We start from the raw sequence: 23,101 nt of genomic DNA, 5'->3' as shown, positions 1-23,101 counted from the left end.
AGCACCGGAGGAACAGACGATGATCAGCTTTCGTACCGCGGGCACCCTCGCCATCGGGCTCGCCGCGGCGCTCGGCGTCGGCGGCACCGCGCTCGCCTCGTCCGGCGCCGACGACTCCGCCGCCCACGTGCGGGCCGACGACAAGGGCGGCCGGGCGGTTCCCATGCTGCCGAACGGTGACCCCATCGCGCCGTCCCGGTCGGACGACTCGACCTCCGCACCGACCGCGGCGCCGACCGCGGCCGGTGTGGTGAGCATCGACACGGCCCGTGCGATCGCGCTGCGGGCCACCGGCGGCGGCCGGGTCACCAGCATCGAGGCCGAGACCGAGCACGGCCGCGCGGTCTGGGACGTCGACGTGGTGGCCGGCGGGGTGCGCCACGACATCGACGTGGACCAGGCGACCGGCGCGGTCACGCGGCACCGTGTCAAGGGCGCCTCGGGCGGCTCCGTGGCGGACGACCGGGGCCGCGGCTCCGACGACACCACCGCCGACGACCGCGGCCGGGGCCAGGGCCAGGGCTCCGACGACACCACCGCCGACGACCGTGGCCGCGGCCAGGGCTCCGACGACACCACCGCCGACGACCGGGGTCGCGGCGGGGACGACCGGGGTGGCGACGACCACGGCAGCGGCCGGCACGGCTCCGACGACTGATCCGTCGGCGAACCAGGTGGAGGCCCCGTGGCTTTGCCACGGGGCCTCGTTCGTGCGTGCGGCTACTGGGAGACGAACAGCAGGCGGTTCGGCGAGCCGCTGCCGGGGTTGCTGACCGCGTTCGAGGTGGCGTCCGCGACCAGCGCGTCACGAACCTGCGCCGGGGTGTACGACGGGTTGCGCGCCAGCACCAGCGCCGCCGCGCCGGCCACGTGCGGCGACGCCATCGAGGTGCCGCTGATGGTGTTGGTCGCGGAGTCGCCGGAGGCCCAGTCCGAGGTGATCGACGTGCCGGGCGCGAAGATGTCCAGGCAGGTGCCGTAGTTCGAGTACGACGCGCGGGCGTCGGTGTTCGTGGTCGCACCGACCGTGATCGCGGCGCCGACCCGGGCCGGTGAGGTGCTGCAGGCGTCGGCGTTGGAGTTGCCGGCGGCCAGCGCGTACGTGACCCCGGACGAGATCGACGCGGCGACCGCGTCGTCGAGGGTGCTGCTGGCGCCGCCGCCCAGGCTCATGTTGGCCACGGCGGGCTTGCTGGCGTTCTGGGTCACCCAGTCGACGCCCGCGACGACCCCGGCGGTGGTGCCGCTGCCGGAGCAGTTGAGCACCCGCACCCCGACGAGGTGGACCTGCTTGGCCAGGCCGTACGTGGCGCCGCCGATCGTGCCGGAGACGTGCGTGCCGTGGCCGTGGCAGTCGACGCCGCCGGTACCCACCGCGTCGTAGCCGGGGGTCGCCCGGCCACCGAAGTCGGCGTGCGAGTAGAGGATGCCGGTGTCGATGACGTACGCGGTCACATTGCTCGCCGTGGTCGGGTAGGTGTACGTGCCGCTGAGCGGCAGGGCCGCCTGGTCGACGCGGTCCAGGCCCCAGGTGGCCCCGTTCTGCGTCTCGAGCAGCGAGACCTTCTGGTTCTGCTCGACGTACGCGACCCGCGGGTCGGCGGCGATGCGCCGGGCGGTGTCGTCGCTCATGCTCGCCTCGAAGCCGGTGAGCGCAGCCCCGTACGTGTAGTGGACCTGCGCGCCGTACCCGGAGGCGAGGCCGCGGGCCTTCGCGGCAGCCGCCGCCATGCCGGGCCGGGTGCCGTGGGTGCCGTCCTTGAGAACCACGATGTAACTGCCGGGGATCGCCGTCGCGGTGCTCGCGAACCGGACCTGTCCCGTCGGTGCCGCCGCCGCAGCCGGGGTTGCCGCCGCGGCCGTGGCGGTCGCCACAACGAGCAGACTGACGGCCAGGGCCTGGCCGCCGAGGGGGCGTCGAATCGCCATGGTGTTCCTCTCTCGCGCCTGCCGGCCGACCCGTCCGCGTGCTCGTGACCCGCAAATATCGACGGTGGTCGGTTTATTGACGCCAGGTTACGGGGCATCGACGGCCGCCACTCCATCCCGATTGGGATATACCGCCGGGATCGTCCCGCTGGCGCGGCGCTGCACCTCGGCCGAACGGCCGGTGCTGGTTAGGATCAACGGACTGCGGCGGGGCTATGGCCCTCAGGCCACACCGGCAATACTCTCGGGTAACACGGCTGTTACGTTGCAACCGTTTCATCTCATACCGGCACGAAGGCGGCGCCCGATGGCTCTCGACGTTCCCTACCGGTCGATCCCGGACATGTTCCTGAAGCGGGTGGCGGCCACCCCGGACAAGCAGGCGTTCGCCAGTCCCAACTCGGACGACACCGGCATGGCATGGCTGACCTGGGCGCAGGTGAAGGACAAGGCCGTCGCGCTGGCCGCCGGGCTCGCCGAGCTCGGCGTGGGCCTGGAAGACCGGGTGTCGATCCTGTCGAACACCCGCCTCGAATGGATCCTGGCGGACCTCGCGATCAACTGTGCCGGCGGGGCGACGACCACCGTCTACCCGACCACGGAGCCCGAGGATGCGGCGTTCATCATCGCCGACTCGGGCTCCAAGGTTCTGGTGGCCGAGAACCCGAAGCAGGCGCTCAAGATTGCCGGTGTGGACACCTCGGTCACCCACGTCGTCCTCATCGACGGGCTGGCCGACGCCGAGGCCGAGCCGCCCCAGCTCACGCTCGCCGACCTGGAGGAACGCGGCCGCGCCGCGCTGGCCCGCGACCCCGGCCTGATCGATCGCGCGATCGAGGCCATCGCCCCGGAGAACGTGGCGACGCTCATCTACACGTCCGGCACGACGGGTCACCCCAAGGGCGTCGAGCTGCTGCACCGCGGCTGGACCTGGGAGGGCATCGCCCAGGAGGACCTCGGCCTGTACGACCCCGACGACCTGCAGTACCTGTGGCTGCCGCTGTCACACTCGTTCGGCAAGACCATCCTCTGCGGCGTCATCCACGTGGGCGTGCCGACCTATGTGGACGGCCGGGTCGACAAGCTCGTGGAAAAGCTCACCGTGATCAGGCCCACGCTGATGGCGGCCGCCCCGCGCATCTTCGAGAAGATCTACAACAAGACCGTCACCACCGCGCTCGGCGAGGGCGGCCTGAAGGCGAAGATCTTCAGCTGGGCGCTCACCACGGGCAAGCGCAAGGTCCGCCTGGAGCAGGCCGGCAAGCCCGTGGACCTGTGGCTGCGCACCGAGTACGCGATCGCGGAAAAGCTCGTCTTCAGCAAGCTGCAGGAGCGCCTCGGCGGGCGGCTGCGCGTACTGGTGTCGGGGTCGGCGCCGCTGAGCCGCGACATCGCCGAGTTCTTCGCTGCCGCGAACCTGCCGATCTCGGAGGGCTACGGCCTCACCGAGACCAGCGCCGCGAACTTCGTCAACCGGGTGGGCCATCTGAAGATCGGCACGGTCGGCAAGCCGCTGGGCGATCTGGAGGTCCGGATCGACACCGACGGCGAGATCCTGCTGCGCGGCGCCCCGGTCATGCGCGGCTACCACAATCTGCCCAAGGAGACGGCGGAGGCGTTCACCGAGGACGGCTTCTTCCGTACGGGCGACATCGGCAACCTGGACGCCGAGGGCAACCTGACCATCACGGACCGCAAGAAGGACCTGGTCAAGACGTCCGGCGGCAAGTACATCGCGCCGTCGAGCATCGAGGGCATGTTCAAGGCGGTGTGCCCGTACACGTCGCAGGCCGTGGTGGTGGGGCAGGCGCGCAACTACGTCACGATGCTCATCTCGCTGGACGAGGACGCCATCGTGGCCTGGGCCGCGGGCGGGCCGCTAGACGGCCGCACGTACGCGGACATCGTCGCCGCGCCCGAGACCGAGAAACTCATCTCGGGCTTCATCGACGAGCTCAACGGCAAGCTCAACCGGTGGGAGACGGTCAAGAAGTTCGCCATCCTGCCGCGCGACCTCAGCATCGAGCAGGGCGAGATCACCCCGTCGATGAAGATCAAGCGGCGCAGCGTCGAGACGAACTTCGCCGCCGAGATCGACAAGATGTACGCGGGCAGCCTCGCCCAGATCTGACCCGCGAGTTCTGCCGGGCCCGGATCCGCACGTGCGGATCCGGGCCCGTCGCGTCACGCCGAGGGTGCCTGGAACAGCCCGACCATGTTGCCGTCGGCGTCGCGCACGAGCGCGGTCAGCGCACCCCCACCCACGTCCTTGACCGGCTGGTGCTCCCGGGCACCCGCGGCAACCAGTTCCTTCACGGCCGCCGCCGCGTCGTCGACCTGCCAGAACGTCACCGGGTGGCTCATGCCCTTGGGGTGGCCGTTCGGATCCAGGCCCACCTCCGGCGCACCCGGCGGCCGGAACCCGACGTAGTAGGGCTCGTTGACGTACGGGTCCACGCCCAGCAACGTGCGATACAACTCGGTCGCCGCCGCGAGGTTCGCGACCGGGTGGACGATGTTGCGGATGCCCTTGATCATGCGTGCCTCCTGTCACATCGGGCCGCTACGGCCCGTCCACCACTGTGACGGATCGCGACGCACGAGGGTGACATCTTGACCGACCCGGGCCGCTACGCGATGACCGCCGGGGTACGCCACGCGGGCCGGCTGGCCCGGTCCAGGTCGTGGCGCACGGCGGCGATCCGGCGTACGGCCTCGGTCAGGTCGTCGGCGGCGAGCGTGAACGGCAGCCGGACGAAACGCTCCAGCGTGCCGTCCAGCCCGAACCGGGGGCCCGGCGCGAGCCGGACACCGACGTCCTCTGCCGCCCGGGCCAGCGCGCTGGAGATGGGCCCGTCCAGCTCCGCCCAGAGCGTGACACCCCCGCCCGGTACGCACACCTGCCACTCGGGCAGCAGCTCGCGCAGCGCCGCGACCAGAGTGTCGCGGCGGAACGTGAGCTGCGCCCGGCGGGCGGCCACGATCTCCTGCTCCTGGGCCAGCAGGCGCACCGCGACGAGCTGTTCCAGCACCGGGCTGGCCATGTCCACCCCGACCCGCAGCGCGGCCAGCCGCTGCACCAGAGGCGCGGAGGCGCGGACCCAGCCGATCCGCAGCCCACCCCAGTACGCCTTGCTCATCCCGCCGATCGACACCACCCGTGAGTGCCGGTCGAACACCGCGACCGGCGGCGGCATCGGTGAGCCGTCCAGCGACAGATCCACGAACGACTCGTCGATGACCAGCTCGGTGCCGGTCGCGTGGGCCGCCCCGACCAGGCGTTCGCGCAGCCCGGCGGGCATGAGATGACCGGTCGGGTTCTGGAACTCCGGGATCAGGTACGCGAGCCGGGGCCGGGTCTGCCGCAGCGCGCCGAGCAGCAGTTCGGCGTCCCATCCGGTGCGCGGGTCCAGCCCGTGGGTGCTGATCCGGGCTCGCCGGGCCGACAGCGCGGCCAGCGCGTTCGGGTATGTGGGCGACTCCACGAGCACGGGCGCCCCGGCCGGGACGGACAACCGCAGCACCAGGTCGAGGGCCTGCTGGGTGCCGCTGGTGATGAGGATCTGTTCCGCGCTGGTCGGCACGCCCCGGGCGGCGAAGCCCTCCGCGACCGCGGCCCGCAGCTCGGGCAGGCCGGTCGGGTGGTAGCCGGCGCTGCCCAGGTAGCGGGGCAGGTCGTCGGCGGCGGCCCGGGCCGCGGCGACCAGTTCGACCGGTCCCGCCGACGCGGCCACCCCCATGTCGATCATGTCGAGGCCGTCGTCGGGCGCCCACAACCCGGAACTGCCGACCCGGTGTCCGGTCGGCAGCGTGGTCCAGCTGCCCGCGCCGCGGCGGCTGGTCAGGTGCCCGGTCTCGCGCAGCGACCGGTACGCCGCCGACACCGTAGTGCGGCTGATCCCGAGGGACTCGGCGAGCTCCCGTTCGGCGGGCAGGCGCACGCTCAGCGGCAGGCGGCTGTCCGACAGCAACCCGCGGATCGCGCCCGCGAGCGCGTCGTAGTCGGGTCGCTTGTGACGACCCGGCAAGGAGTGCCACTGCCCCAGCAGCCGGGCCAATTGGCCGCCGCGTACCGACGTCGTCACCGCCACCTCCGCCAGATTGGCCCTTTCGGGCCGCGCAATTGGCATTCAGAGTGGCAGCTATGCCAACGACTGGCAACACCGATCAGGTCACTGTCCGCTTTCTCCGTCCGATCCGCCGCCTCACCCAGCTGACCGCGGGCCTGACCCTGTACGGCTTCAGCATGGCCCTCATGGTCGTCTCCGGCCTCGGCCTCACCCCGTGGGACGTGTTCCACCAGGGCGTGTCCCGGGCCACCGGGGTCAGCTTCGGCACCGTGGTGATCATCACTGGCGTACCGATCCTGCTGCTGTGGATCCCGCTACGCCAGCGGCCCGGCGTCGGCACCATCGCCAACCTGGTCGTGATCGGCCTCGTCGTGGACGGCGCCCTCGCGGTGCTGCCGTCCGGGGGCAGCCTGCCCGTGCGCGTCACGTACCTGGTCGCCGGGATCCTGCTCAACGGCGTCGCCACCGGGCTCTACATCGGCACCCGGCTGGGCCCGGGCCCCCGGGACGGGCTGATGACCGGCATCGTGGGCCGGTTCCCCCGGCTGTCGATCCGGCTGGTGCGTACCACGATCGAGGTGGCCGTGCTGGCCGTGGGCTTCCTGCTGGGCGGCACGGTCGGCGTCGGCACGATCGCGTACGCGCTCGCCATCGGCCCGCTCGCCCAGGTCTTCATCCCCCGCTTCACGCTGCGGGAGCCGGGGCAGGCCACGCTCGCCGCCACCGCCTGAGCGGGCCCGACGACGGCAAACCGCACCCTTGCACCGGCGGCCCGCACGTGCGGGTGACATCGACCGGGGGAACTGGCCCGCCGATGCCACCCGCCGGCCGGGCGCTGATGGGTGAGCGTCTGATCACCCAGCCACATTCGCTTCCCGGCGCGGCACGCACACGGCATCATTGCGGCATGGGGGCTGGCGGCTGGCGATGGAACGACGCGTGGATCTTCGTCGCCGTGGTCATCGCCGCGCGGCTGGAACGCGACCGCGCCCTGCACGCCGCGTTGCCCGTGACGGGCGCCAGCCTCGCCGACGTGCTCGCCGCCGCCGACTTCCTGCACCACAGCGTGCCGAGCCGCGGCGAGCTGGAGGAGTCGGTGCGGCGGCTCTGCGGCGCCGAGCTGATCACTGTGGACGACGACCTGGTCGAGGTGGCTTCGGCCGGTGAGCAGCTCTGGCGGACCCGGCCGTTCAGCGGCCTGTCGTCGGCTGTGCTGACCATGCAGACCCAGCTCAACCGCGGCTGCCGGCCCGGCGACGGCGACTGGGCCCTGAGCGAGGCCACCTACCAGTCCGCGGTCCGCGAGTACTCACTGCGCCTCGCCGACGGCCGCTAACGCACCGCGTGCCCGGCCGCGCGCAGGCCTTCCTTCACCTCACCGATCGTGAGCTCTCCGAAGTGGAACACACTGGCCGCGAGCACCGCATCGGCACCCGCCGTGATCGCCGGGGGGAAGTGCCCGGGCGCACCCGCCCCGCCGCTGGCGATGACCGGGATGTCGACCACCGCGCGGACCGCGGCGATCAGCTCCAGATCGAAGCCGCTCTTCGTCCCGTCCGCGTCCATCGAGTTGAGCAGGATCTCGCCCGCGCCCAGCTCGGCCACCCGCTGCGCCCACTGCACCGCGTCCAGGCCCGCGCTGCGGCGCCCGCCGTGCGTGGTGACCTCCCAGCCGCTGTCGGTGCCCGCCGCCCGGCGCACGTCCAGGGACAGCACCAGCACCTGGTTGCCGAACCGGTCCGCGATCTCCGCGATCAGCTCGGGGCGGGCGATGGCCGCGGTGTTGACCCCCACCTTGTCGGCGCCCGCCCGCAGCAGCGTGTCGACGTTGTCCACGGAACGCACCCCGCCGCCGACCGTGAGCGGGATGAACACCGACTCGGCGGTACGCCGGACCACGTCGAGCATCGTGGCACGCCCGTCCGAGGAGGCGGTCACGTCGAGGAACGTCAGCTCGTCCGCGCCCTGCGCGTCGTACGCGGCGGCCAGCTCCACCGGGTCGCCCGCGTCCCGCAGGTCGACGAAGTTCACGCCCTTGACGACCCGTCCCGCATCCACGTCGAGGCAGGGGATCACCCGCACCGCGACCGTCATGACCCCTCCTCCGCCGCGGCCAGCGCCTCGACCTCCACCTCGACCAGCATGTCCGGGTGCAGCAGCCCCGCCACCACCACCAGCGTGGCCGCCGGCCGTACGTCGCCGAACAGCTCGCCGTGCGCGCGGCCCACCGCGTCCGCGTGCGCCGCGTCCGTGATGTACATCCGGGTACGCACGACCTGCTCGATCGACCCGCCCGCGCCGCGCAACGCCTCCAGCGCGATGTGGAACGCGGTGAGCGTCTGCGCATGCGGGTCGCCGACCCACTGCACCACCCCGCCCACCGTGGCGGTGCAGCCCGCCGTGAACACCCGGTCCCCCGCACGGACCGCGCGGGAGTACCCGTACGCCTGCTCCCAGCGGCCGCCGGAGCCGAACCGGCCGATCATGCGGCGGCGAGGGCGGCCAGGGCCTCACGGACCGTGAACGCCCCCGCGTACAGGGCCTTGCCGGCGATCACGCCCTCCACCCCGATCGGCTCCAGCGTGGCCAGGGCGCGCAGGTCGTCGAGCGCGGACACCCCGCCGCTGGCGATGACCGGCGCGTCCGTACGGGCGCACACCTCGCGCAGCAGGTCCAGGTTCGGGCCGCGCATCGTGCCGTCCTTCGTGATGTCCGTGACGACGTAGCGTGCCGCCCCGGCCTTGTCGAGCCGTCCCAGCACCTCGAACAGGTCACCGCCGTCGCGGGTCCAGCCACGGGCCGCCAGGGTGCTGCCGCGCACGTCGAGGCCGATCGCGACGCGGTCGCCGTACTCGCCGCAGATCCGGTCGCACCACTCGGGGTCCTCCAGCGCGGCCGTGCCGATGTTGACCCGGGCGGCGCCCGTGGCCAGCGCGCGGCGCAGCGACTCGTCGTCGCGGATACCGCCGGACAGCTCCACGTTCACGTCGAGCCGGCCGACCACGTCGGCGAGCAGGTCGGCGTTGGAGCCGCGGCCGAACGCGGCGTCCAGGTCGACCAGGTGCACCCAGGCGGCGCCGTCGTTCTGCCAGGCGAGCGCCGCCTCCACGGGGTCGCCGTAGCTGGTCTCGGAGCCGGCGGCGCCCTGCACGAGGCGCACGGCCTGGCCGTCGGCGACGTCGACGGCGGGCAGCAGGGTCAAAGTCACGGTGATGTCTCCTAGGATCGGCGGCCCAGTACGAGGACCACCAGGGCGGGCAGGACAAGGACGATCAGGACGGTCAGCACCACCCGCAGCGCGATGCCGGGCACCAGGACCCAGACCGCGACCGCGGCGACCAGGGGCACCAGCAGGATGCCGGTGCGTTCGGCCCGGCTGCGCCGGTGCAACCGGCCGGCGCTACGCCGGCGGGGGGTGAGCGAACGCAGCACCGCCTGCCGCCGCTGCCGGCGAGCCACCCGGCGGGCCCGGGCGGCCTTCTGCTTCTCGGCGGCGGCGAGCCGGGCGGCCCGCCGCCGGGCCCGCTCCTTACTCACCGGTCGCGCAGCTCCCACTCTCACCCGGCAGCGTGGACACCCAGTTGCGCAGCAGCGCGAAGCCGGCGTCCGCGGACTTCTCCGGATGGCACTGCGCGGCGGACAGGGCGCCGTGCTCCACGACCGCCGCGAACGGCACATCGTGCGTGGCCGTGGTGACCAGCGCCCCCGCCTCGCGCAGCGCGTCGAGGTCGGACGCCGCGTACGAATGCACGAAGTAGAACCGGGTGTCCGGCCCCGCGTCGGCGAGCAGTGTCGTGCCGGGCGGGGCGGCGACCGTGTTCCAGCCCATGTGCGGGATCCGGTGGGCGGCCAGCCGGGTCACCGCGCCGGGCAGCAGCCCCAGCCCCTTGGTCTCCACCCCGTGCTCGACCCCGGACTCGAACAGGATCTGCATGCCCACGCAGATGCCCAGCACGGGCCGCCCGGCGGCGACCCGTTCCGCGATGACCGGCCCGGCGCCGAGCGCGTCGATCCCGGCCATGCACGCCGCGTACGCGCCGACCCCCGGCACGACCAGCCCGTCGGCGGCGGCCGCGGCCGACAGGTCGTCGGTCACGGTCACGTCCGCGCCGGTACGGGCGACGGCCCGCTCCGCGGAACGCAGGTTGCCCGAGCCGTAGTCGAGCACCACCACCGACGCCATCAGCTGTCCCCCGGGATCAGCCACGCCACCCCGCCCGCGGCGGCCAGCGCGGCCAGGAGCGCGACCACGGCGATGCTGAACTTGGTCGCACCCTGCCGGACCAGCGACACCACGCCGCCGACCAGGATCCCCGCGAGGGCGAACAACGCGATCGCCATCACAACACGCCCTTGGTGGACGGCAGCGCCCCGGCGTTGCGCGGGTCGACCTCGACCGCCTCGCGCAGCGCCCGGGAGAACGCCTTGAACTGCGCCTCCACCACGTGGTGGGCGTCCGGATGGCCGCCCTCGCGGGCCGCGCGCAGCACGCTGACGTGCAGGGTCACCTTCGCAGCATGCCCGAACGACTCGAAGATGTGCCGGGTCATGCTCGTCGGATACACCGGCCCGATGTACGGCGCGAGCGCCGGCTCCTCATGCACCACGTACGGCCGGCCCGACAGGTCGACCGCGGCCCGGCACAGCACCTCGTCCATCGGGATCGTGGCCGAACCGTACCGGCGAATGCCGGCCTTGTCGCCGAGCGCCTGGGCGAACGCCTCACCCAGCGCGATCGCGGTGTCCTCCATGGTGTGGTGGGCGTCGATCTCCAGGTCGCCCTCGGTGCGCACGGTCAGGTCGAACCCGCCGTGCTTGGCGAGCTGGTGGAGCATGTGGTCATAGAAGCCGACGCCGGTGCTCAGCTCTGCCTGGCCGGTGCCGTCGAGGTCGATCTCGACGAGCACCTTGGTCTCCTTGGTGACCCGTTCGATGCGGGCGGTGCGGCTCATGCCTCGATCTCCATCACGGCGGTGTCCATCGCGGACAGGAAAGCATCAGTCTCGGACTCGGTGCCGGCGGTGACACGCAGCCAGCCCGGCAGCCCGACGTCGCGGACCAGCACGCCGTGCTCCAGCAGCTGCCGCCACACCTGGCTCTGGTCGCCGCCGACGTCGAACAACACGAAATTCGCGTCGCTGTCCGCGACCTGCACTCCGCGCCCGCGCAACGTGGCCACGATCCGGTCGCGCTGCTGCTTGATCGCGTCGACCGTGACCAGCAGCTCGGCGCGGTGCGCGAGCGCGGCCCGGGCCGCGGCCTGGGTGAGCGCCGACAGGTGGTACGGCAGCCGCACCAGCTGGACCGCGTCCACCACGGCCGGGTCGGCGGCCAGGTAGCCCAGGCGGCCACCGGCGAACCCGAACGCCTTGCTCATGGTGCGGGTGACCACGAGCCGCGGATGCCCCGGCAGCAGTGTCAGCGCGCTGGGGGTGCCGGGCCGGGCGAACTCCGCGTACGCCTCGTCCACCACGACCATGCCGCGCGCCGTGGCCAGCACCGCGTCGACGACGGCCGGGTCGAGCGCCGTGCCGGTCGGGTTGTTCGGCGAGCAGAGGAACACCAGGTCGGGGTCGTGCGCGGCGACCTGCGCGACCGCCGACTCGGGGGTGAGCCCGAAGTCGGCCGCCCGCTGCGCGCCGATCCAGCGGGTGCCGGTGCCCGCGGCCAGCAGCGGATGCATCGAGTACGACGGGCCGAAACCCAGCGCGGTACGCCCCGGCCCCGCGAACGCCTGCAACAGCTGCTGCTGGACCTCGTTGGAGCCGTTGGCGGCCCACACGTGCGCCGCGCTGAGCCCGTACCCCAGATATGCGGCCAGGTCGGTCCGCAACGCGACCGCGTCCCGGTCCGGGTAGCGGTTGAGGTCGCGCAGCTCCGCCTGCACCGCCTTGGCGATGGCGTCCACCACCGCGTCCGGCACCGGATACGAGTTCTCGTTCGTGTTCAGCCGCACCGCGACGTCGAGCTGCGGTGCCCCGTACGGGCTGCGGCCGCGCAGGTCGTCACGGATCGGCAGATCGTCGATCGTGGTCATGGGCGGAACCTCACCGCCACGGCGTCGCCGTGCGCGGGCAGATCCTCGGCGTTGGCGAGCGCCACCACGTGCCCGGCGACGTCGCGCAGCGCGGCCTCGTCGTACTCCACGACGTGAATGCCGCGCAGGAACGACTGCACCGACAGCCCGGAGGAATGCCGGGCGCAGCCGCCGGTCGGCAGCACGTGGTTGGAACCGGCCGCATAGTCGCCCAGCGACACCGGCGAGTACGCCCCCACGAAGATCGCGCCCGCGTTGCGCACCCGCATCGCGATCCCCCGGGCATCGGCGGTCTGGATCTCCAGGTGCTCCGCCGCGTACGCATCCACCACCCGCAGGCCCTGCTCCACGTCGTCGACCAGCACCACCCCGGACTGCACGCCGGTCAGCGCCTCGCGGACCCGGGCCTCGTGCTTGGTCGCCGCGACCTGGCGGGCCAGCTCGGCCTCCACCGCCGCCAGCAGCGCGGTCGAGTCGGTGACCAGCACGCTGGCCGCGAGCGGGTCGTGCTCGGCCTGGCTGATCAGGTCGGCCGCGACGTGTACGGGGTCGGCGGTGTCGTCGGCCAGAATCGCGATCTCGGTAGGGCCCGCCTCGGCGTCGATGCCGACGACGCCGCGCAGCAGTCGCTTCGCCGCGGTGACCCAGATGTTGCCCGGCCCGGTGATCACATCCACGGGCTTGCACCGGTCGGCCTCGTCGGCGCCCGCACAGCCGTAGCCGAGCATCGCGACGGCCTGGGCGCCGCCGACCGCATACACCTCGTCGACACCGAGCAGCGCGCACGCCGCGAGCACCCGGGCGTCGGGCAGGCCGCCGTTGTCCGGTTGCGGCGGGCTCGCCACCACCAGGCTCTCCACGCCCGCCACCTGGGCGGGAACCACGTTCATGACCACGGTCGACGGGTACACCGCGAGGCCACCCGGCACGTACAGACCGACGCGGGTGACCGGCACCCAGCGCTCGGTCACCGTGCCGCCGGGCACCACCTGGGTGGTGACGTCCGTGCGCCGCTGGTCGGTGTGCACCTTGCGGGCCCGGGCGATGGCCTCCAGCAGGGCGGCGCGCACGTCCGGGTCGAGGCCGTCCGCCGCCGCGGCGATCGCGTCGGCGGGCACCCGCAGACGCTCCAGACGTACGCCGTCGAAGCGCTCCGTCGCCTCCCGGATCGCCGGGAACCCATGCTCGCGGACCGCCTCGACGACCGGGCGGATCTTCTCTACCGCGACGGAGACGTCGAGTTGGGCTCGGGGCAGCAGGCCGCGCGGGTCCCGCCGGGAGCCGCGCAGGTCGATCCGGTTCAGCACGGGCCCAGTCTAGGCTGCGGGGCGGACACCGGACCGGCCACGTTCCAGGGCGTGGGACCGCCGGCGCCGCACGGCTGACACGGCCTTCGTGGCTTTCGCCGGTGCGGCTCGCATGGCGTTGCGGGGCGAACCGCGTGGCGTTGCCGGGGCGGACCGCCGGGCGTTGCCGGGGCGGCTCGCGCGGCATTTGCCGGGCGACCCGCGAAGATCACTGCACCGGCCGCGCGTGTCGCCGCACCGGACCGATACGCTCGCACCGTGGGCACGATTCTGCCGGTCTTTCCGCTGGGCACAGTCCTTTTTCCCGGCCTCGTGCTGCCGCTGCACATTTTCGAGGAGCGATACCGGGTCCTCGTCCGCGAGCTGGTCGCGGCCACGGGCGACGGCCCGCACGAGTTCGGCGTGGTGACGCTGCGCCGCGGCTGGGAGACTCCGCAGGCGTCCGCCGAGGACGATGACGAGCCGATCGTGGACGAGGCGCCGGTCACCCTGTCCCAGATCTTCGACGTCGGCTGCACCGCCGAGCTGCGGCAGGTCACCGAGCTGCCGGACGGCCGGTTCGACATCGTGACCGTGGGCCGGCGCCGGTTCCGGGTCCTGAGCCTCGATGCGGACACCCACCCGTATCTCGCCGCCGAGGTGGAGTGGCTGCCCGACGAGGAGCAGGCGGACGAGGTGGCCGACGCACTGGCCCCGCGGGTGCTGGCCGCGCTGCGGACGTACCTGGATCTGCTGCGCCCCGAGACCGAGGTGCTGGACCAGGTCCCGGACGACCCGACCGTGCTGTCGCACCTGGTCGCGGCGACCGCCCAGCTGACGCTGGAGGAACGTCAGGAGCTGCTGGCGGCGCCGGACACGACCACGCGGCTGCGCGCCGAGCTGCGGCTGCTGAACCGTGAGGCCGGGCTGCTGGCTCGGGTCCGGGCGGTCCCGGTCCCGCTCTCCGACCTGGCCCGCCCCGCCAGCCCCAACTGACCCCGCAGCCCCGCAAGGGTCAGGGAGCCCCGTCAGGCGCGGTTGGCGCCTGCGCCGGGGGTCGGCGGTAGGTCGCCGGCCGGTGCGGGCGGCTGCCCGTCAGTCCAGCCCGGGACGGACCCCGGGCCCGGCAACAGGTCCGCGCCGGGTGCGGCCGAGGGTTCGTCGTGGCCCGGGCCGGCCCCCGCGCGGTCCAGGTCCGGGTCGCTGGACCAGCCCGCAAGCAGCGTCAGCACGATGACCGCGGCGAACGCGGGGATCAGCAGCACACCGTAGGCGTGCAGGTCGGGCGGGGCCGAGTAGGTGGCGCCGGGCGCCGAGGTCTCCCGCCACTGCTCGTACGCGTGCAGGCCCACCTCCCGGCCCACCGCCCACGCGGCCGCGGCCGCGGCCAGCGTCCCCACGGTCACACCGACGAGCAGCGCGGGCCCGCGGTACCGGCGCAGCACCATCCAGGCGGTGATCGCGACGGCGAGGCCGAACACGAACCCGAGGATGGCGAACCAGCCGTCGGCCGCGATGTACTGCTCCGGCGACGGGTCGTTGACCACGATCCCGTTCGCCCCGGCGTTGAGCACCGGGACGGACGGTGCCAGCCATGTCCAGATCAGGCCCAGCGGCACCCCGGCCAGAGCGACCACGAGCGCGGTCAGCGCACCCGCCGAGACGGTACGGCGCCACGGCCGGGTCGCGGGCTGCGGCGGCGCGGCCGGTGGTGCCCAGTCGCCCGCCGGCGCGGGCGCGTCCAGCGGCGGGATCAGGTACGACGGCTCCGCGCGGGGCGGCGGCGTGGGCGCGTACGACGGCTCCGCCGCGGGCGGCGACGGGTACGACGGCTCCGCGCCGTGCGGCGACGCCGGTTCCTGACTGGGGTTCACCCCCCGATCCTGCCAGGTCCCGCTGGATGCTGCCTGTGATGCCCCTGCACGCCGGTCAGCTCACGCTGGCCGGGCCGAGGATGGTCTTGAGGTCGGCCCGCAGCGCCGTGGTGGGGGCCACCCGGACGCCGCCCAGCCGCATCACCGTGGTGCGGCTGCCGTTCTGCAGGTGGACGTGCACCTCGGCGTCGCCGGGATGGCTGACCAGGATCTCCTTGAGCTGGTCGACCAGCGGCGGGGTGCACCGGGTGATCGGCATGGTCAGGGTGATCGGCTTGGTGTCGGCGGAATGGGACACGTCCGGCATCGACATGTCCATCGCCATGATCCGCGGGGTGTCGTCGCGCCGGTCCACCCGGCCCTTGACGACGACGATCGCGTCCTCGGCGATGTACTGGCCGATCACCTCGTAGGTGTTCGGGAAGAACAGGGTCTCCACGCCGCCCGCGAGGTCCTCCAGGGTGGCGGAGGCCCACGCGCGGCCCTGCTTGGTGATCCGGCGCTGGACGCCGGTGAGGATGCCCGCGAGCGTGACGACCTGGCCGTCGGGGATCGAGCCCTCCTCGTTGAGGGCGGCGATCGTGGTGTCCGCGGCGTTCGCCAGGATCTGCTCCAGCCCGGCGAGCGGGTGGTCGGAGACGTACAGGCCGAGCATTTCCCGCTCGAAGGCAAGCTTGTCGCGTTTGTCCCACTCGGCGTCGCCGATCACCGGCATCGCGACCGTGGCCGAACCTGCCCCGCTCTCGTCGCCGAACGCCCCGAACAGGTCGAACTGCCCCGCCGCCTCGTTGCGCTTGACGTCGGCGTGCGCATCGATCGCCTCCGCATGGACCGCCAGCAGGCCCTTGCGGGTGTGGCCCATCGAGTCGAATGCCCCGGCCTTGATCAGCGATTCCACGGTCTTCTTGTTGCAGGCGACCGCGTCCACCTTGGACAGGAAGTCGTAGAAGTCGGTGTAGTCGCCTTTGTCCTTGCGGCAGCGGGCGATCGCCTCGACCACGTTATGGCCCACGTTGCGGACCGCGGCCAGGCCGAAGCGGATGTCGGTGCCGACCGGGGTGAACGGGCCCGCGGACTGGTTGACGTCCGGTGGGAGGACCTGGATGCCCATGCGCCGGCACTCGGCCAGGTACATCGCCATCTTGTCCTTGTCGTCGCCGACGCTGGTCAGCAGCCCGGCCATGTACTCGGCCGGGTAGTTCGCCTTCAGATAGCCGGTCCAGTACGACACCAGGCCGTAGCCGGCGGTGTGTGCCTTGTTGAACGCGTAGTCGGCGAACGGGACGAGGATGTCCCAGATCGCCTGGATGGCCTCCTTGGAGTAACCGCGTTCCAGCATGCCGTCGCGGAACGGGATGAACTCCTTGTCGAGGACCTCTTTCTTCTTCTTGCCCATGGCGCGGCGCAGCAGGTCGGCCTTGCCCAGCGAGTACCCCGCCAGGATCTGCGCGGCGCGCTGCACCTGCTCCTGGTAGACGATCAGGCCGTACGTGGGACCCAGGATCTCCTTGAGCGGCTCCTCCAGCTCCGGGTGGATCGGGGTGATCTCCTGCTGGTTGTTCTTGCGCAGCGCGTAGTTGGTGTGCGAATTCGCGCCCATCGGGCCGGGCCGGTACAGCGCGAGGACCGCGGAGATGTCCTCGAAGTTGTCCGGCTTCATCAGCCGCAGCAGCGAACGCATCGGGCCGCCGTCGAGCTGGAACACCCCGAGCGTGTCACCGCGGGCCAGCAGCTCGTACGTCGCCTTGTCGTCCAGTTTCAGCGCCAGCAGGTCCAGTTTGGTGCCGTGGTTGAGCTCGATGTTGCGGACCGCGTCGTCGATGATCGTCAGGTTGCGCAGGCCCAGGAAGTCCATCTTGAGCAGACCGAGCGTCTCGCAGGTCGGGTAGTCGAACTGCGTGATGATCGCGCCGTCCGCGTCGCGGCGCATCAGCGGGATGTGCTCGATGATCGGCTCGGCGCTCATGATGACCCCGGCCGCGTGCACGCCGGTCTGCCGGATCAGGCCCTCGATGCCGCGGGCGGTGTCGATGACCTTCTTGACGTCCGGGTCGGTCTCGTACAGCGTGCGGATCTCACCGGCCTCGGAGTACCGCTTGTGCTCCGGGTCGAAGATGCCGGTCAGCGGGATGTCCTTGCCCATCACGGCGGGCGGCATCGCCTTGGTGATCCGGTCACCCACCGCGTACGGATAGCCGAGGACGCGGGCCGAGTCCTTGATCGCGGCCTTGGCCTTGATCGTGCCGAACGTGGCGATCTGCGCGACCTTGTCGTCGCCCCAGCGCTCGGTCACATATCGGATGACCTCGCCGCGCCGACGCTCGTCGAAGTCGATGTCGACATCCGGCATCGAGACGCGCTCGGGGTTGAGGAACCGCTCGAAGATCAGTCCGTGCGGCAGCGGGTCCAGGTCCGTGATCCCCATCGCGTACGCGACCAGGGAGCCGGCGGCCGAGCCCCGGCCCGGGCCCACCGCGATGCCCTGCTGCTTCGACCACTGGATGAAGTCGGCCACCACGAGGAAGTACGACGGGAAGCCCATCTGGATGATGACGCCGAGCTCGTACTCGGCCTGCTTGATGTGGGTCTCCGGGATGCCGCCCGGGAAGCGGCGGGCCAGGCCCTCGAACGCCACCTTGCGGAACCAGCTCTCCTCGGTCTCCCCGTCGGGCACCGGGAAGCGGGGCATCAGGTTCTTGAAGGTGAACATGCCGGTGGTGTCGACCTTCTCCGCCACCAGCAGGGTGTTGCGGCAGCCCACCTGCCACGCCTCGGACGAGTCCACCGCGCGCATCTGGTCGGCGTTCTTGACGAAGTAGCCCGCGCCGTCGAAGCGGAACCGGTTGGGGTCGGCGACGTTGCTGCCGGTCTGCACGCACAGCAGCACGTCGTGCGCCTCGGCCTGGGCCTCGTGGGTGTAGTGCGAGTCGTTGGTCACCAGGGGCGGGATGTCCAGCTTGCGGCCGATCTCCAGCAGGCCGTCGCGGACCCGGCGCTCGATGTCCAGGCCGTGGTCCATCAGCTCCAGGTAGAAGTGCTCCTTGCCGAACACTTCCTGGTACGCCGCGGCGGTCCGCAGCGCCTCGTCGAACTGTCCCAGCCGCAGCCGCGTCTGCACCGCGCCGGACGGGCAGCCGGTGGTGGCCATGATGCCCTCGGCGTGCTCGCCGATGAGCTCCAGGTCCATCCGCGGCCACTTGACGTAGTGGCCCTCCATCGAGGCGCGCGAGTTGAGCTTGAACAGGTTCTTCAGGCCCACGTCGTTGCGCGCCCACATCGTCATGTGGGTGATCGCGCCGTTACCGGAGATGTCGTCGCTCTTCTGCTCCGGCCGGCCCCACTTGACCCGCTGCTTGTGGAAGCGGGACTCGGGCGCCACGTACGCCTCGACGCCGATGATCGGGGTGACCCCGGCCGCGGTGGCCTGCTTGTAGAAGTCGTACGCCCCGTGCATGTTGCCGTGGTCGGTGATCGCCACGGCCGGCATGCCGAGGCGATTGGCCTCGGCGAACAGATCCTTGAGCCGGGCGGCTCCGTCGAGCATCGAATACTCGGTGTGCACATGCAGGTGCACGAACGAGTCAGACACCCGGCAGCCCCCTTTTCGCCCGGCCGACAACCGACGACGGGAAGCCTAGCCCCGACCCCCGACATCCGGCACGGGGGACACCCGGGTCATTGCGCGAACGGTTCGATCATCACCGCGGCGGCGCGCAGCCATGCCGCCCGGGTCTCCGGCTGCAGGTCGCCGTACTCGATCGACGAGCCTACCTCCAGGGCCGGGTCGTACGGCACCACGGCGACCGCCCTGGTCCGGGTCGCGAAGTGCTTGGTGAGGTCGTCCAGCAAGGGCAGCTTGCCCGGCGACGGGCAGGAGATGAGCGTCACGGCGTTGGCCACGATGTCGCCCATGCCGGTGTCGTCGAGCAGGTCCAGCATCCAGTCGGCCGTGAACGCGGCGTCCTCGCGCGGCACCGTGGTGATCACCAGCTGGTCCGCCGCCTTCATCACGGTCTGCCAGTTGACGCTCTCCACGTTGTTGCCGGTGTCCACACAGATCACGTCGTGGGTGCGCCGCAGCAGGTCCATCACCCGCCGCACCGTGTGCTGGTCGAGCCGCTGCGCGAACCGCGGGTTCTCCTCCCCCGCCAGCACGTCGTACGAGCCGTCGGAGGCGTGCCGCAGGTAGTCGTCGAGCTCGCTGAGCAGCTCCTCGCCGTGCATGTTCTCGATCGTCAGCAGGTCGGCGATCAGGTGCCGGATCGTCCGTGCGTGCCGGGCGCTGCCGGCGCGCAGGCCCAGCGTGCCGCGCAGCTCGTTGTCGTCCCAGGCCAGCACGCCGCGGCCGCGGACGCTGCCGATGGTCGCCGCGGCGAGCACCGTGGCGGTCGTCTTGTGCACCCCGCCCTTCGGGTTGGCGAACGCCAGCACCCGGGGGGTGCCCAGCTTGCGGCGCATCACCGCGACGGCCCGTTCGAGGTCCTCGTCGGGACGCGCCTGGCGCCACTCGATGCGGGCCCCGGCGGGCGAGGTCGGCGCGGCCGGGGCCGGGGCGGGCAGCACGGGGGCCGGCGGAGCGGGGGCCGGCACGACCGGCGGCGCGGGCCGGGGTGCGACCGGGGCGGGCGGGGGAAGCACGGACGCCGGGCCGACGGCCGCGGCCGCGCGCGCCGCCGGGTACCCGTTCTCCGGGAGCACCCGGGCGATCGGTGGTGGCACCGCACGCGTGGCCGGGTTGAAGAAGCTGTGCTGCTGCTCCGCCTCGGCCCGGCCGGCATAGCCTTCGGCGCGTGGCGCAAGGCCGTCGGCGCGAGTGGCGAAGCCGTCGAAGCGGCCACTGAGATCGTCGGACCGGCTCCCGCCGCCGTCGGCGCGGCCACCGAAGCCGTCGGCCAGGCGCGACTGCCGCCGGGAGTCCAACGGGTTCACCGGGCGCGGCTCGGCCGGGCTCACCGGGCGCGGGTCCGCGGTCCGCCCGACGCGCCGGTCGAGCGGATTGACCGGGCGGCGATCGAACGGGTTCACCGGGCGCGGCTCGGACGCGGGCCGGGGCTGCTCCGGCGGACGCTGGTCGGCCTGGTGCCGGGGGTCGAGCGGATTGAACGGGCGTCGCTCCGGCGGGCTCACCGGACGGCTCGGCATCGGATGGGTGCCCGGCGCCGGCCGGTACGCCTCGGCGGACTCGTCGTGGTCGGCGCCCTCGGTGTCGTCGGCCGTCCGGGACCCGTGGCGCGCACGATCGAGCAGCGCCCGCCATCGCGGGGCTGGTTCCGCAGGCCGGCCCCAGCCGGTCTCGGTCCCATCCACGGCTCGTCCTCCCTGCGCCGACTCGCGATGTCCCCGGACGGGCGACACCGCCCTAGACAGGCTACGGAGGCCAACCCTATTCGGGCCACTCCCCAATGCCTTCCGCCGGTTGGCCTTGATCCACCGGCGGCACATCGTTGATGCATGCACACCCGTCCGTGACCGACCGGCACCCCCGGCTGGGGCGCCGACGTGGGTCTAACGGCTGGACGGGCCGCGGGATGCTCCCGCCGACGCAGACGGCACATCGGCGGCCGGCCCCGCCGGGGGCCGGTGGCGCGGTGTTGCTTCTTCTCCGATACCCGGAGGCACGGTCCGGACCCCCCGCCGGGATCAGCAGGTGAGGTGGAAGTCACACCGGGCCCGGACGACGAGGGTAACGGCGCACCGGTCGGCGGGGCAACCGCCCGGACCCACGCGGGGCCCTCGGTCAGTTCCCGTCGCGCAGCACGTCCAGCGCGTACGCCAGGTCCTGCGGGTACTCGGCGACGAAGCGCACCTCGTCCTGCGTACGCGGGTGCAGGAAGGCCAGCTCGCGGGCGTGCAGCCACTGCCGGTCCAGCCGCAGCCGGGCCGACAGGGTGGGGTCCGCCCCGTACGTCAGGTCGCCCACGCACGGGTGCCGCAGTGCCGCGAAATGCACCCGGATCTGGTGGGTGCGGCCGGTCTCCAGCTTCACGTCCACCAGGCTCGCCGCGCGGAACGCCTCCACGGTGTCGTAGTGGGTGACGCTGGGCTTGCCGCCGGACATCACCGCGAACCGGTAGTCGGCGCTGGGGTGCCGGTCGATCGGTGCGTCGATCGTGCCGCGCAACGGGTCCAGGTGACCCTGCACGACCGCGTGGTACCGCTTGTCGACCTCGCGGTCCTTGAACGCCCGCTTCAGCACGCTGTACGCGTGCTCGCTCTTGGCGACCACCATCAGTCCCGTGGTGCCGACGTCGAGGCGGTGCACGACGCCCTGCCGCTCGGCGGCGCCACTGGTCGCGACGCGCTGGCCCATCGCGGCCAGCCCGCCGATCACGGTCGGCCCGGTCCAGCCCGGGCTGGGGTGTGCGGCCACCCCGACCGGCTTGTCGACCACCACGATGTCGTCGTCGTCGTACACCACCCGCATGCCGTGCACCGGCTCGGCCACCACGACCGGCGCGCTCGCGGGCGCGGGCAGGGTGACCTCCAGCCACGCCCCGGCGCTCACCTTGTCGCTCTTGGGCCGGGGAATGCCGTCGACCAGGGCGTCCCCGGCCTCCACCAGCGCGGCGGCAGCCGTCCGGGACAGCCCGAACAGGCGGGACACCGCCTGGTCCAGGCGCATGCCGTCGAGGCCGTCGGGCACGGGAAGGGAACGCCGGTCCCCCGCGGGACGCAGCCCGGGTGCGGTCACGGGCGCGCCCCTTCAGATCCTTGGTCGGGTGTCCGCCGGGTTCGGCTGCCGTCACGCTGGCGGCCGGTCAGTTCCAGCACGATGGCCAGGCAGACACCGATCGTGAGGCAACTGTCGGCGACGTTGAAAACAGCGAACTTCTCACCGTACGGCGCGAACGCGCTGATCATGTCGACCACGTGGCCCTGGAACGGGCCGGGGGCGCGGAACAGCCGGTCGCCCAGGTTGCCCAGGGCCCCGCCGAGCACCAGCCCCAGGCTGACCGCCCAGGGAATCGACCGCAGCCGCCGGGTCATCCAGGCGATCCACCCGATCACCGCGAGCGTGATCACCGGGAACACCCAGGTGTGGCCGCTGCCCAGGCTGAACGCGGCCCCGCTGTTGCGCAGCAGCGACAGGTAGATCAGCCCGCCCAGGATGCGCACCGGCTCGGCCGGGTCGAGGTGCTGGACGGACAGCTCCTTGACGATCTGGTCCGCCGCGACGGCCAGCAAGGCGGTACCCGCCAGCAACGCCACGGCCCGCGGTGCGGGGCCCGGCGACGAATCCGGCCCGGACGCGGTCACGGCGGTACCGCCCGCTGCCTCGTCGGCGTTCAGCGTCGTTCCTCCAGTTGCTTGCAGGACACGCACAGGGTCGCGGACGGGAACGCCGCAAGCCGCTCCACCGGGATGGCGTTGCCACACCGCTCGCACCAACCGTAGTTGCCCTCGCCGAGCCGGTCGATGGCGCGTTCCACCTGGTTGATCCGCTCCAGCAGGTTGTTCGCGAGCGTGATCTCCTGCTCGCGCTCGAACGTCTTCGTCCCGGTGTCCGCCTGGTCGTCGCCGGCGGAGTCGGTCAGCCGTTCACGCTGGAGCTCCGCGATCTCGGTGAGGGTCTGGTCGTACTCGCCCTGAAGCTCGTCGCGGCGCTCGGTGAGCGCCACGCGGATCTTCTCGGTCTCCGCGGCGCTGCGCGACCGCCTCGTCCCGGCCTTGGCGGTCGAGGCGGGCCTGGTGTCGGTTGCCTTGGCCATCGTCGCTCCCTCGCCGCGACGAGCGCGGCATCGGCGGTTGCGGGACCAGTGGCGGGCGGTGTCCCCGCCCGTGCCCACCCGTCCCCTTTCGGGCCGGTCGCGCCCCCGCGCGCCCGGCCGGCGCGGCCTGTGGGCAGGCCGCCGCCATGATCCCTCACGTGCACAAACGGCGTGCACGAAACCGCCGCGCACACCG

The 23,101-nt window shown here is 72.5% G+C and carries 23 protein-coding genes; 5 read left to right on the top strand and 18 right to left on the bottom strand.

The genetic code is table 11. From position 1 onward, the window contains the following. The first annotated feature begins 19 nt into the window (after positions 1-19). Positions 20-658: a PepSY domain-containing protein gene (locus ACMCNK_RS32215; RefSeq protein ID WP_412740095.1), complete on the top strand. Its 639-nt coding sequence runs from the start codon at positions 20-22 to the stop codon at positions 656-658. A gap of 62 nt (positions 659-720) precedes the next feature. Here ACMCNK_RS32215 and ACMCNK_RS32210 read toward each other — a convergent pair whose 3' ends face one another. Next, complete coding sequence (locus tag ACMCNK_RS32210; protein ID WP_412740094.1) at positions 721-1,929, bottom strand: S8 family peptidase; 1,209 nt, start codon at positions 1,927-1,929, stop codon at positions 721-723. A gap of 307 nt (positions 1,930-2,236) precedes the next feature. Between ACMCNK_RS32210 and ACMCNK_RS32205 the strand changes: the two genes are divergently transcribed. Further along, positions 2,237-4,060, top strand: coding sequence for an AMP-dependent synthetase/ligase (locus ACMCNK_RS32205; RefSeq protein ID WP_412740093.1), 1,824 nt, complete (start codon positions 2,237-2,239; stop codon positions 4,058-4,060). A gap of 53 nt (positions 4,061-4,113) precedes the next feature. Here the strand turns inward: ACMCNK_RS32205 and ACMCNK_RS32200 are convergent, their stop codons facing one another. Then, positions 4,114-4,467 carry a VOC family protein gene (locus tag ACMCNK_RS32200; RefSeq protein WP_412740092.1) on the bottom strand — a complete coding sequence of 118 codons (354 nt, stop codon included), beginning with the start codon at positions 4,465-4,467 and terminating at the stop codon, positions 4,114-4,116. A 92-nt stretch (positions 4,468-4,559) separates the two neighbouring features. Further along, on the bottom strand, positions 4,560-6,014 hold the full coding sequence (locus ACMCNK_RS32195) for a PLP-dependent aminotransferase family protein (RefSeq protein ID WP_412740091.1): 1,455 nt from the start codon (positions 6,012-6,014) through the stop codon (positions 4,560-4,562). Between the two features lie 59 nt (positions 6,015-6,073). On the opposite strand from ACMCNK_RS32195, the gene ACMCNK_RS32190 reads away from it, so the two are divergent. Then, positions 6,074-6,730 (top strand): YczE/YyaS/YitT family protein, encoded by a 657-nt coding sequence (locus ACMCNK_RS32190; RefSeq protein ID WP_412740090.1) that lies wholly within the window; start codon positions 6,074-6,076, stop codon positions 6,728-6,730. A 176-nt stretch (positions 6,731-6,906) separates the two neighbouring features. After that, positions 6,907-7,335 carry a hypothetical protein gene (locus ACMCNK_RS32185; protein ID WP_412740089.1) on the top strand — a complete coding sequence of 143 codons (429 nt, stop codon included), beginning with the start codon at positions 6,907-6,909 and terminating at the stop codon, positions 7,333-7,335. Here ACMCNK_RS32185 and hisF read toward each other — a convergent pair. The 9 genes from hisF to hisD are packed head-to-tail and all read right to left on the bottom strand — an operon-like array spanning position 7,332 to position 13,343. Continuing rightward, positions 7,332-8,093: an imidazole glycerol phosphate synthase subunit HisF gene (gene hisF, locus ACMCNK_RS32180; RefSeq protein WP_412740088.1), complete on the bottom strand. Its 762-nt coding sequence runs from the start codon at positions 8,091-8,093 to the stop codon at positions 7,332-7,334. The genes ACMCNK_RS32185 and hisF overlap by 4 nt on opposite strands. Continuing rightward, positions 8,090-8,485 carry a RidA family protein gene (locus ACMCNK_RS32175; protein WP_412740087.1) on the bottom strand — a complete coding sequence of 132 codons (396 nt, stop codon included), beginning with the start codon at positions 8,483-8,485 and terminating at the stop codon, positions 8,090-8,092. The genes hisF and ACMCNK_RS32175 overlap by 4 nt, the downstream gene beginning before the upstream one ends. Next, a complete protein-coding gene (gene priA, locus ACMCNK_RS32170; protein ID WP_412740086.1) occupies positions 8,482-9,207 on the bottom strand; it encodes a bifunctional 1-(5-phosphoribosyl)-5-((5-phosphoribosylamino)methylideneamino)imidazole-4-carboxamide isomerase/phosphoribosylanthranilate isomerase PriA in 726 nt (241 codons plus the stop codon). Before priA ends, ACMCNK_RS32175 begins: the two co-directional genes overlap by 4 nt. 11 nt (positions 9,208-9,218) lie before the next feature. Then, the gene (locus tag ACMCNK_RS32165; RefSeq protein WP_412740085.1) at positions 9,219-9,536 is read right to left on the bottom strand and encodes a hypothetical protein; all 318 of its coding nucleotides are present in this window, start codon (positions 9,534-9,536) and stop codon (positions 9,219-9,221) included. After that, positions 9,529-10,182 (bottom strand): imidazole glycerol phosphate synthase subunit HisH, encoded by a 654-nt coding sequence (gene hisH / locus ACMCNK_RS32160; protein WP_412740084.1) that lies wholly within the window; start codon positions 10,180-10,182, stop codon positions 9,529-9,531. Before hisH ends, ACMCNK_RS32165 begins: the two co-directional genes overlap by 8 nt. After that, positions 10,182-10,340: a hypothetical protein gene (locus ACMCNK_RS32155; RefSeq protein WP_412740083.1), complete on the bottom strand. Its 159-nt coding sequence runs from the start codon at positions 10,338-10,340 to the stop codon at positions 10,182-10,184. The genes hisH and ACMCNK_RS32155 overlap by 1 nt, the downstream gene beginning before the upstream one ends. Then, positions 10,340-10,951: an imidazoleglycerol-phosphate dehydratase HisB gene (gene hisB / locus ACMCNK_RS32150; protein ID WP_412740082.1), complete on the bottom strand. Its 612-nt coding sequence runs from the start codon at positions 10,949-10,951 to the stop codon at positions 10,340-10,342. Before hisB ends, ACMCNK_RS32155 begins: the two co-directional genes overlap by 1 nt. After that, positions 10,948-12,036, bottom strand: a complete 1,089-nt coding sequence (locus ACMCNK_RS32145) for a histidinol-phosphate transaminase (protein WP_412740081.1) — start codon at positions 12,034-12,036, stop codon at positions 10,948-10,950. The genes hisB and ACMCNK_RS32145 overlap by 4 nt, the downstream gene beginning before the upstream one ends. Further along, entirely contained in the window at positions 12,033-13,343 is a 1,311-nt protein-coding gene (hisD, locus tag ACMCNK_RS32140) for a histidinol dehydrogenase (protein WP_412740080.1), read from the bottom strand. Before hisD ends, ACMCNK_RS32145 begins: the two co-directional genes overlap by 4 nt. Before the next feature lie 258 nt (positions 13,344-13,601). Between hisD and ACMCNK_RS32135 the strand changes: the two genes are divergently transcribed. After that, positions 13,602-14,318, top strand: coding sequence for an LON peptidase substrate-binding domain-containing protein (locus ACMCNK_RS32135; RefSeq protein WP_412740079.1), 717 nt, complete (start codon positions 13,602-13,604; stop codon positions 14,316-14,318). Positions 14,319-14,350: 32 nt separating this feature from the next. Here the strand turns inward: ACMCNK_RS32135 and ACMCNK_RS32130 are convergent, their stop codons facing one another. The 6 genes from ACMCNK_RS32130 to ACMCNK_RS32105 all read right to left on the bottom strand — a co-directional run bounded on the left by ACMCNK_RS32130 (position 14,351) and on the right by ACMCNK_RS32105 (position 22,905). Then, positions 14,351-15,196 (bottom strand): hypothetical protein, encoded by an 846-nt coding sequence (locus tag ACMCNK_RS32130; RefSeq protein ID WP_412740078.1) that lies wholly within the window; start codon positions 15,194-15,196, stop codon positions 14,351-14,353. Between the two features lie 55 nt (positions 15,197-15,251). After that, positions 15,252-18,785, bottom strand: coding sequence for a DNA polymerase III subunit alpha (dnaE, locus tag ACMCNK_RS32125; RefSeq protein ID WP_412740077.1), 3,534 nt, complete (start codon positions 18,783-18,785; stop codon positions 15,252-15,254). An 86-nt stretch (positions 18,786-18,871) separates the two neighbouring features. Next, the gene (locus ACMCNK_RS32120) at positions 18,872-20,503 is read right to left on the bottom strand and encodes an AAA family ATPase (protein ID WP_412740076.1); all 1,632 of its coding nucleotides are present in this window, start codon (positions 20,501-20,503) and stop codon (positions 18,872-18,874) included. 430 nt (positions 20,504-20,933) lie between these two features. Beyond that, positions 20,934-21,818 carry an RluA family pseudouridine synthase gene (locus ACMCNK_RS32115; RefSeq protein WP_412741054.1) on the bottom strand — a complete coding sequence of 295 codons (885 nt, stop codon included), beginning with the start codon at positions 21,816-21,818 and terminating at the stop codon, positions 20,934-20,936. Positions 21,819-21,883: 65 nt separating this feature from the next. Further along, the gene (gene lspA / locus ACMCNK_RS32110; protein WP_412741053.1) at positions 21,884-22,510 is read right to left on the bottom strand and encodes a signal peptidase II; all 627 of its coding nucleotides are present in this window, start codon (positions 22,508-22,510) and stop codon (positions 21,884-21,886) included. After that, positions 22,483-22,905: a TraR/DksA family transcriptional regulator gene (locus ACMCNK_RS32105; protein ID WP_412740075.1), complete on the bottom strand. Its 423-nt coding sequence runs from the start codon at positions 22,903-22,905 to the stop codon at positions 22,483-22,485. Before ACMCNK_RS32105 ends, lspA begins: the two co-directional genes overlap by 28 nt. Positions 22,906-23,101 lie beyond the last annotated feature (196 nt).

It is taken from the genome of Krasilnikovia sp. MM14-A1259 (assembly GCF_047159535.1).
Classification (GTDB): domain Bacteria; phylum Actinomycetota; class Actinomycetes; order Mycobacteriales; family Micromonosporaceae; genus Actinoplanes.
This window is presented reverse-complemented; position numbering and strand designations above follow the sequence as displayed.

What these genes read in the sequence shown, in the direction of transcription:
- ACMCNK_RS32215 (WP_412740095.1), top strand. Translation starts at nt 20, where the DNA reads ATGATCAGCTTTCGTACCGCGGGCACCCTCGCCATCGGGCTCGCCGCG.
- hisH (WP_412740084.1), bottom strand. Translation starts at nt 10,182, where the DNA reads ATGGCGTCGGTGGTGGTGCTCGACTACGGCTCGGGCAACCTGCGTTCC.
- ACMCNK_RS32185 (WP_412740089.1), top strand. Translation starts at nt 6,907, where the DNA reads ATGGGGGCTGGCGGCTGGCGATGGAACGACGCGTGGATCTTCGTCGCC.
- ACMCNK_RS32210 (WP_412740094.1), bottom strand. Translation starts at nt 1,929, where the DNA reads ATGGCGATTCGACGCCCCCTCGGCGGCCAGGCCCTGGCCGTCAGTCTG.
- ACMCNK_RS32200 (WP_412740092.1), bottom strand. Translation starts at nt 4,467, where the DNA reads ATGATCAAGGGCATCCGCAACATCGTCCACCCGGTCGCGAACCTCGCG.
- ACMCNK_RS32190 (WP_412740090.1), top strand. Translation starts at nt 6,074, where the DNA reads ATGCCAACGACTGGCAACACCGATCAGGTCACTGTCCGCTTTCTCCGT.
- hisF (WP_412740088.1), bottom strand. Translation starts at nt 8,093, where the DNA reads ATGACGGTCGCGGTGCGGGTGATCCCCTGCCTCGACGTGGATGCGGGA.
- ACMCNK_RS32105 (WP_412740075.1), bottom strand. Translation starts at nt 22,905, where the DNA reads ATGGCCAAGGCAACCGACACCAGGCCCGCCTCGACCGCCAAGGCCGGG.
- ACMCNK_RS32175 (WP_412740087.1), bottom strand. Translation starts at nt 8,485, where the DNA reads ATGATCGGCCGGTTCGGCTCCGGCGGCCGCTGGGAGCAGGCGTACGGG.
- ACMCNK_RS32155 (WP_412740083.1), bottom strand. Translation starts at nt 10,340, where the DNA reads ATGGCGATCGCGTTGTTCGCCCTCGCGGGGATCCTGGTCGGCGGCGTG.
- hisB (WP_412740082.1), bottom strand. Translation starts at nt 10,951, where the DNA reads ATGAGCCGCACCGCCCGCATCGAACGGGTCACCAAGGAGACCAAGGTG.
- ACMCNK_RS32145 (WP_412740081.1), bottom strand. Translation starts at nt 12,036, where the DNA reads ATGACCACGATCGACGATCTGCCGATCCGTGACGACCTGCGCGGCCGC.
- ACMCNK_RS32115 (WP_412741054.1), bottom strand. Translation starts at nt 21,818, where the DNA reads ATGCGCCTGGACCAGGCGGTGTCCCGCCTGTTCGGGCTGTCCCGGACG.
- ACMCNK_RS32205 (WP_412740093.1), top strand. Translation starts at nt 2,237, where the DNA reads ATGGCTCTCGACGTTCCCTACCGGTCGATCCCGGACATGTTCCTGAAG.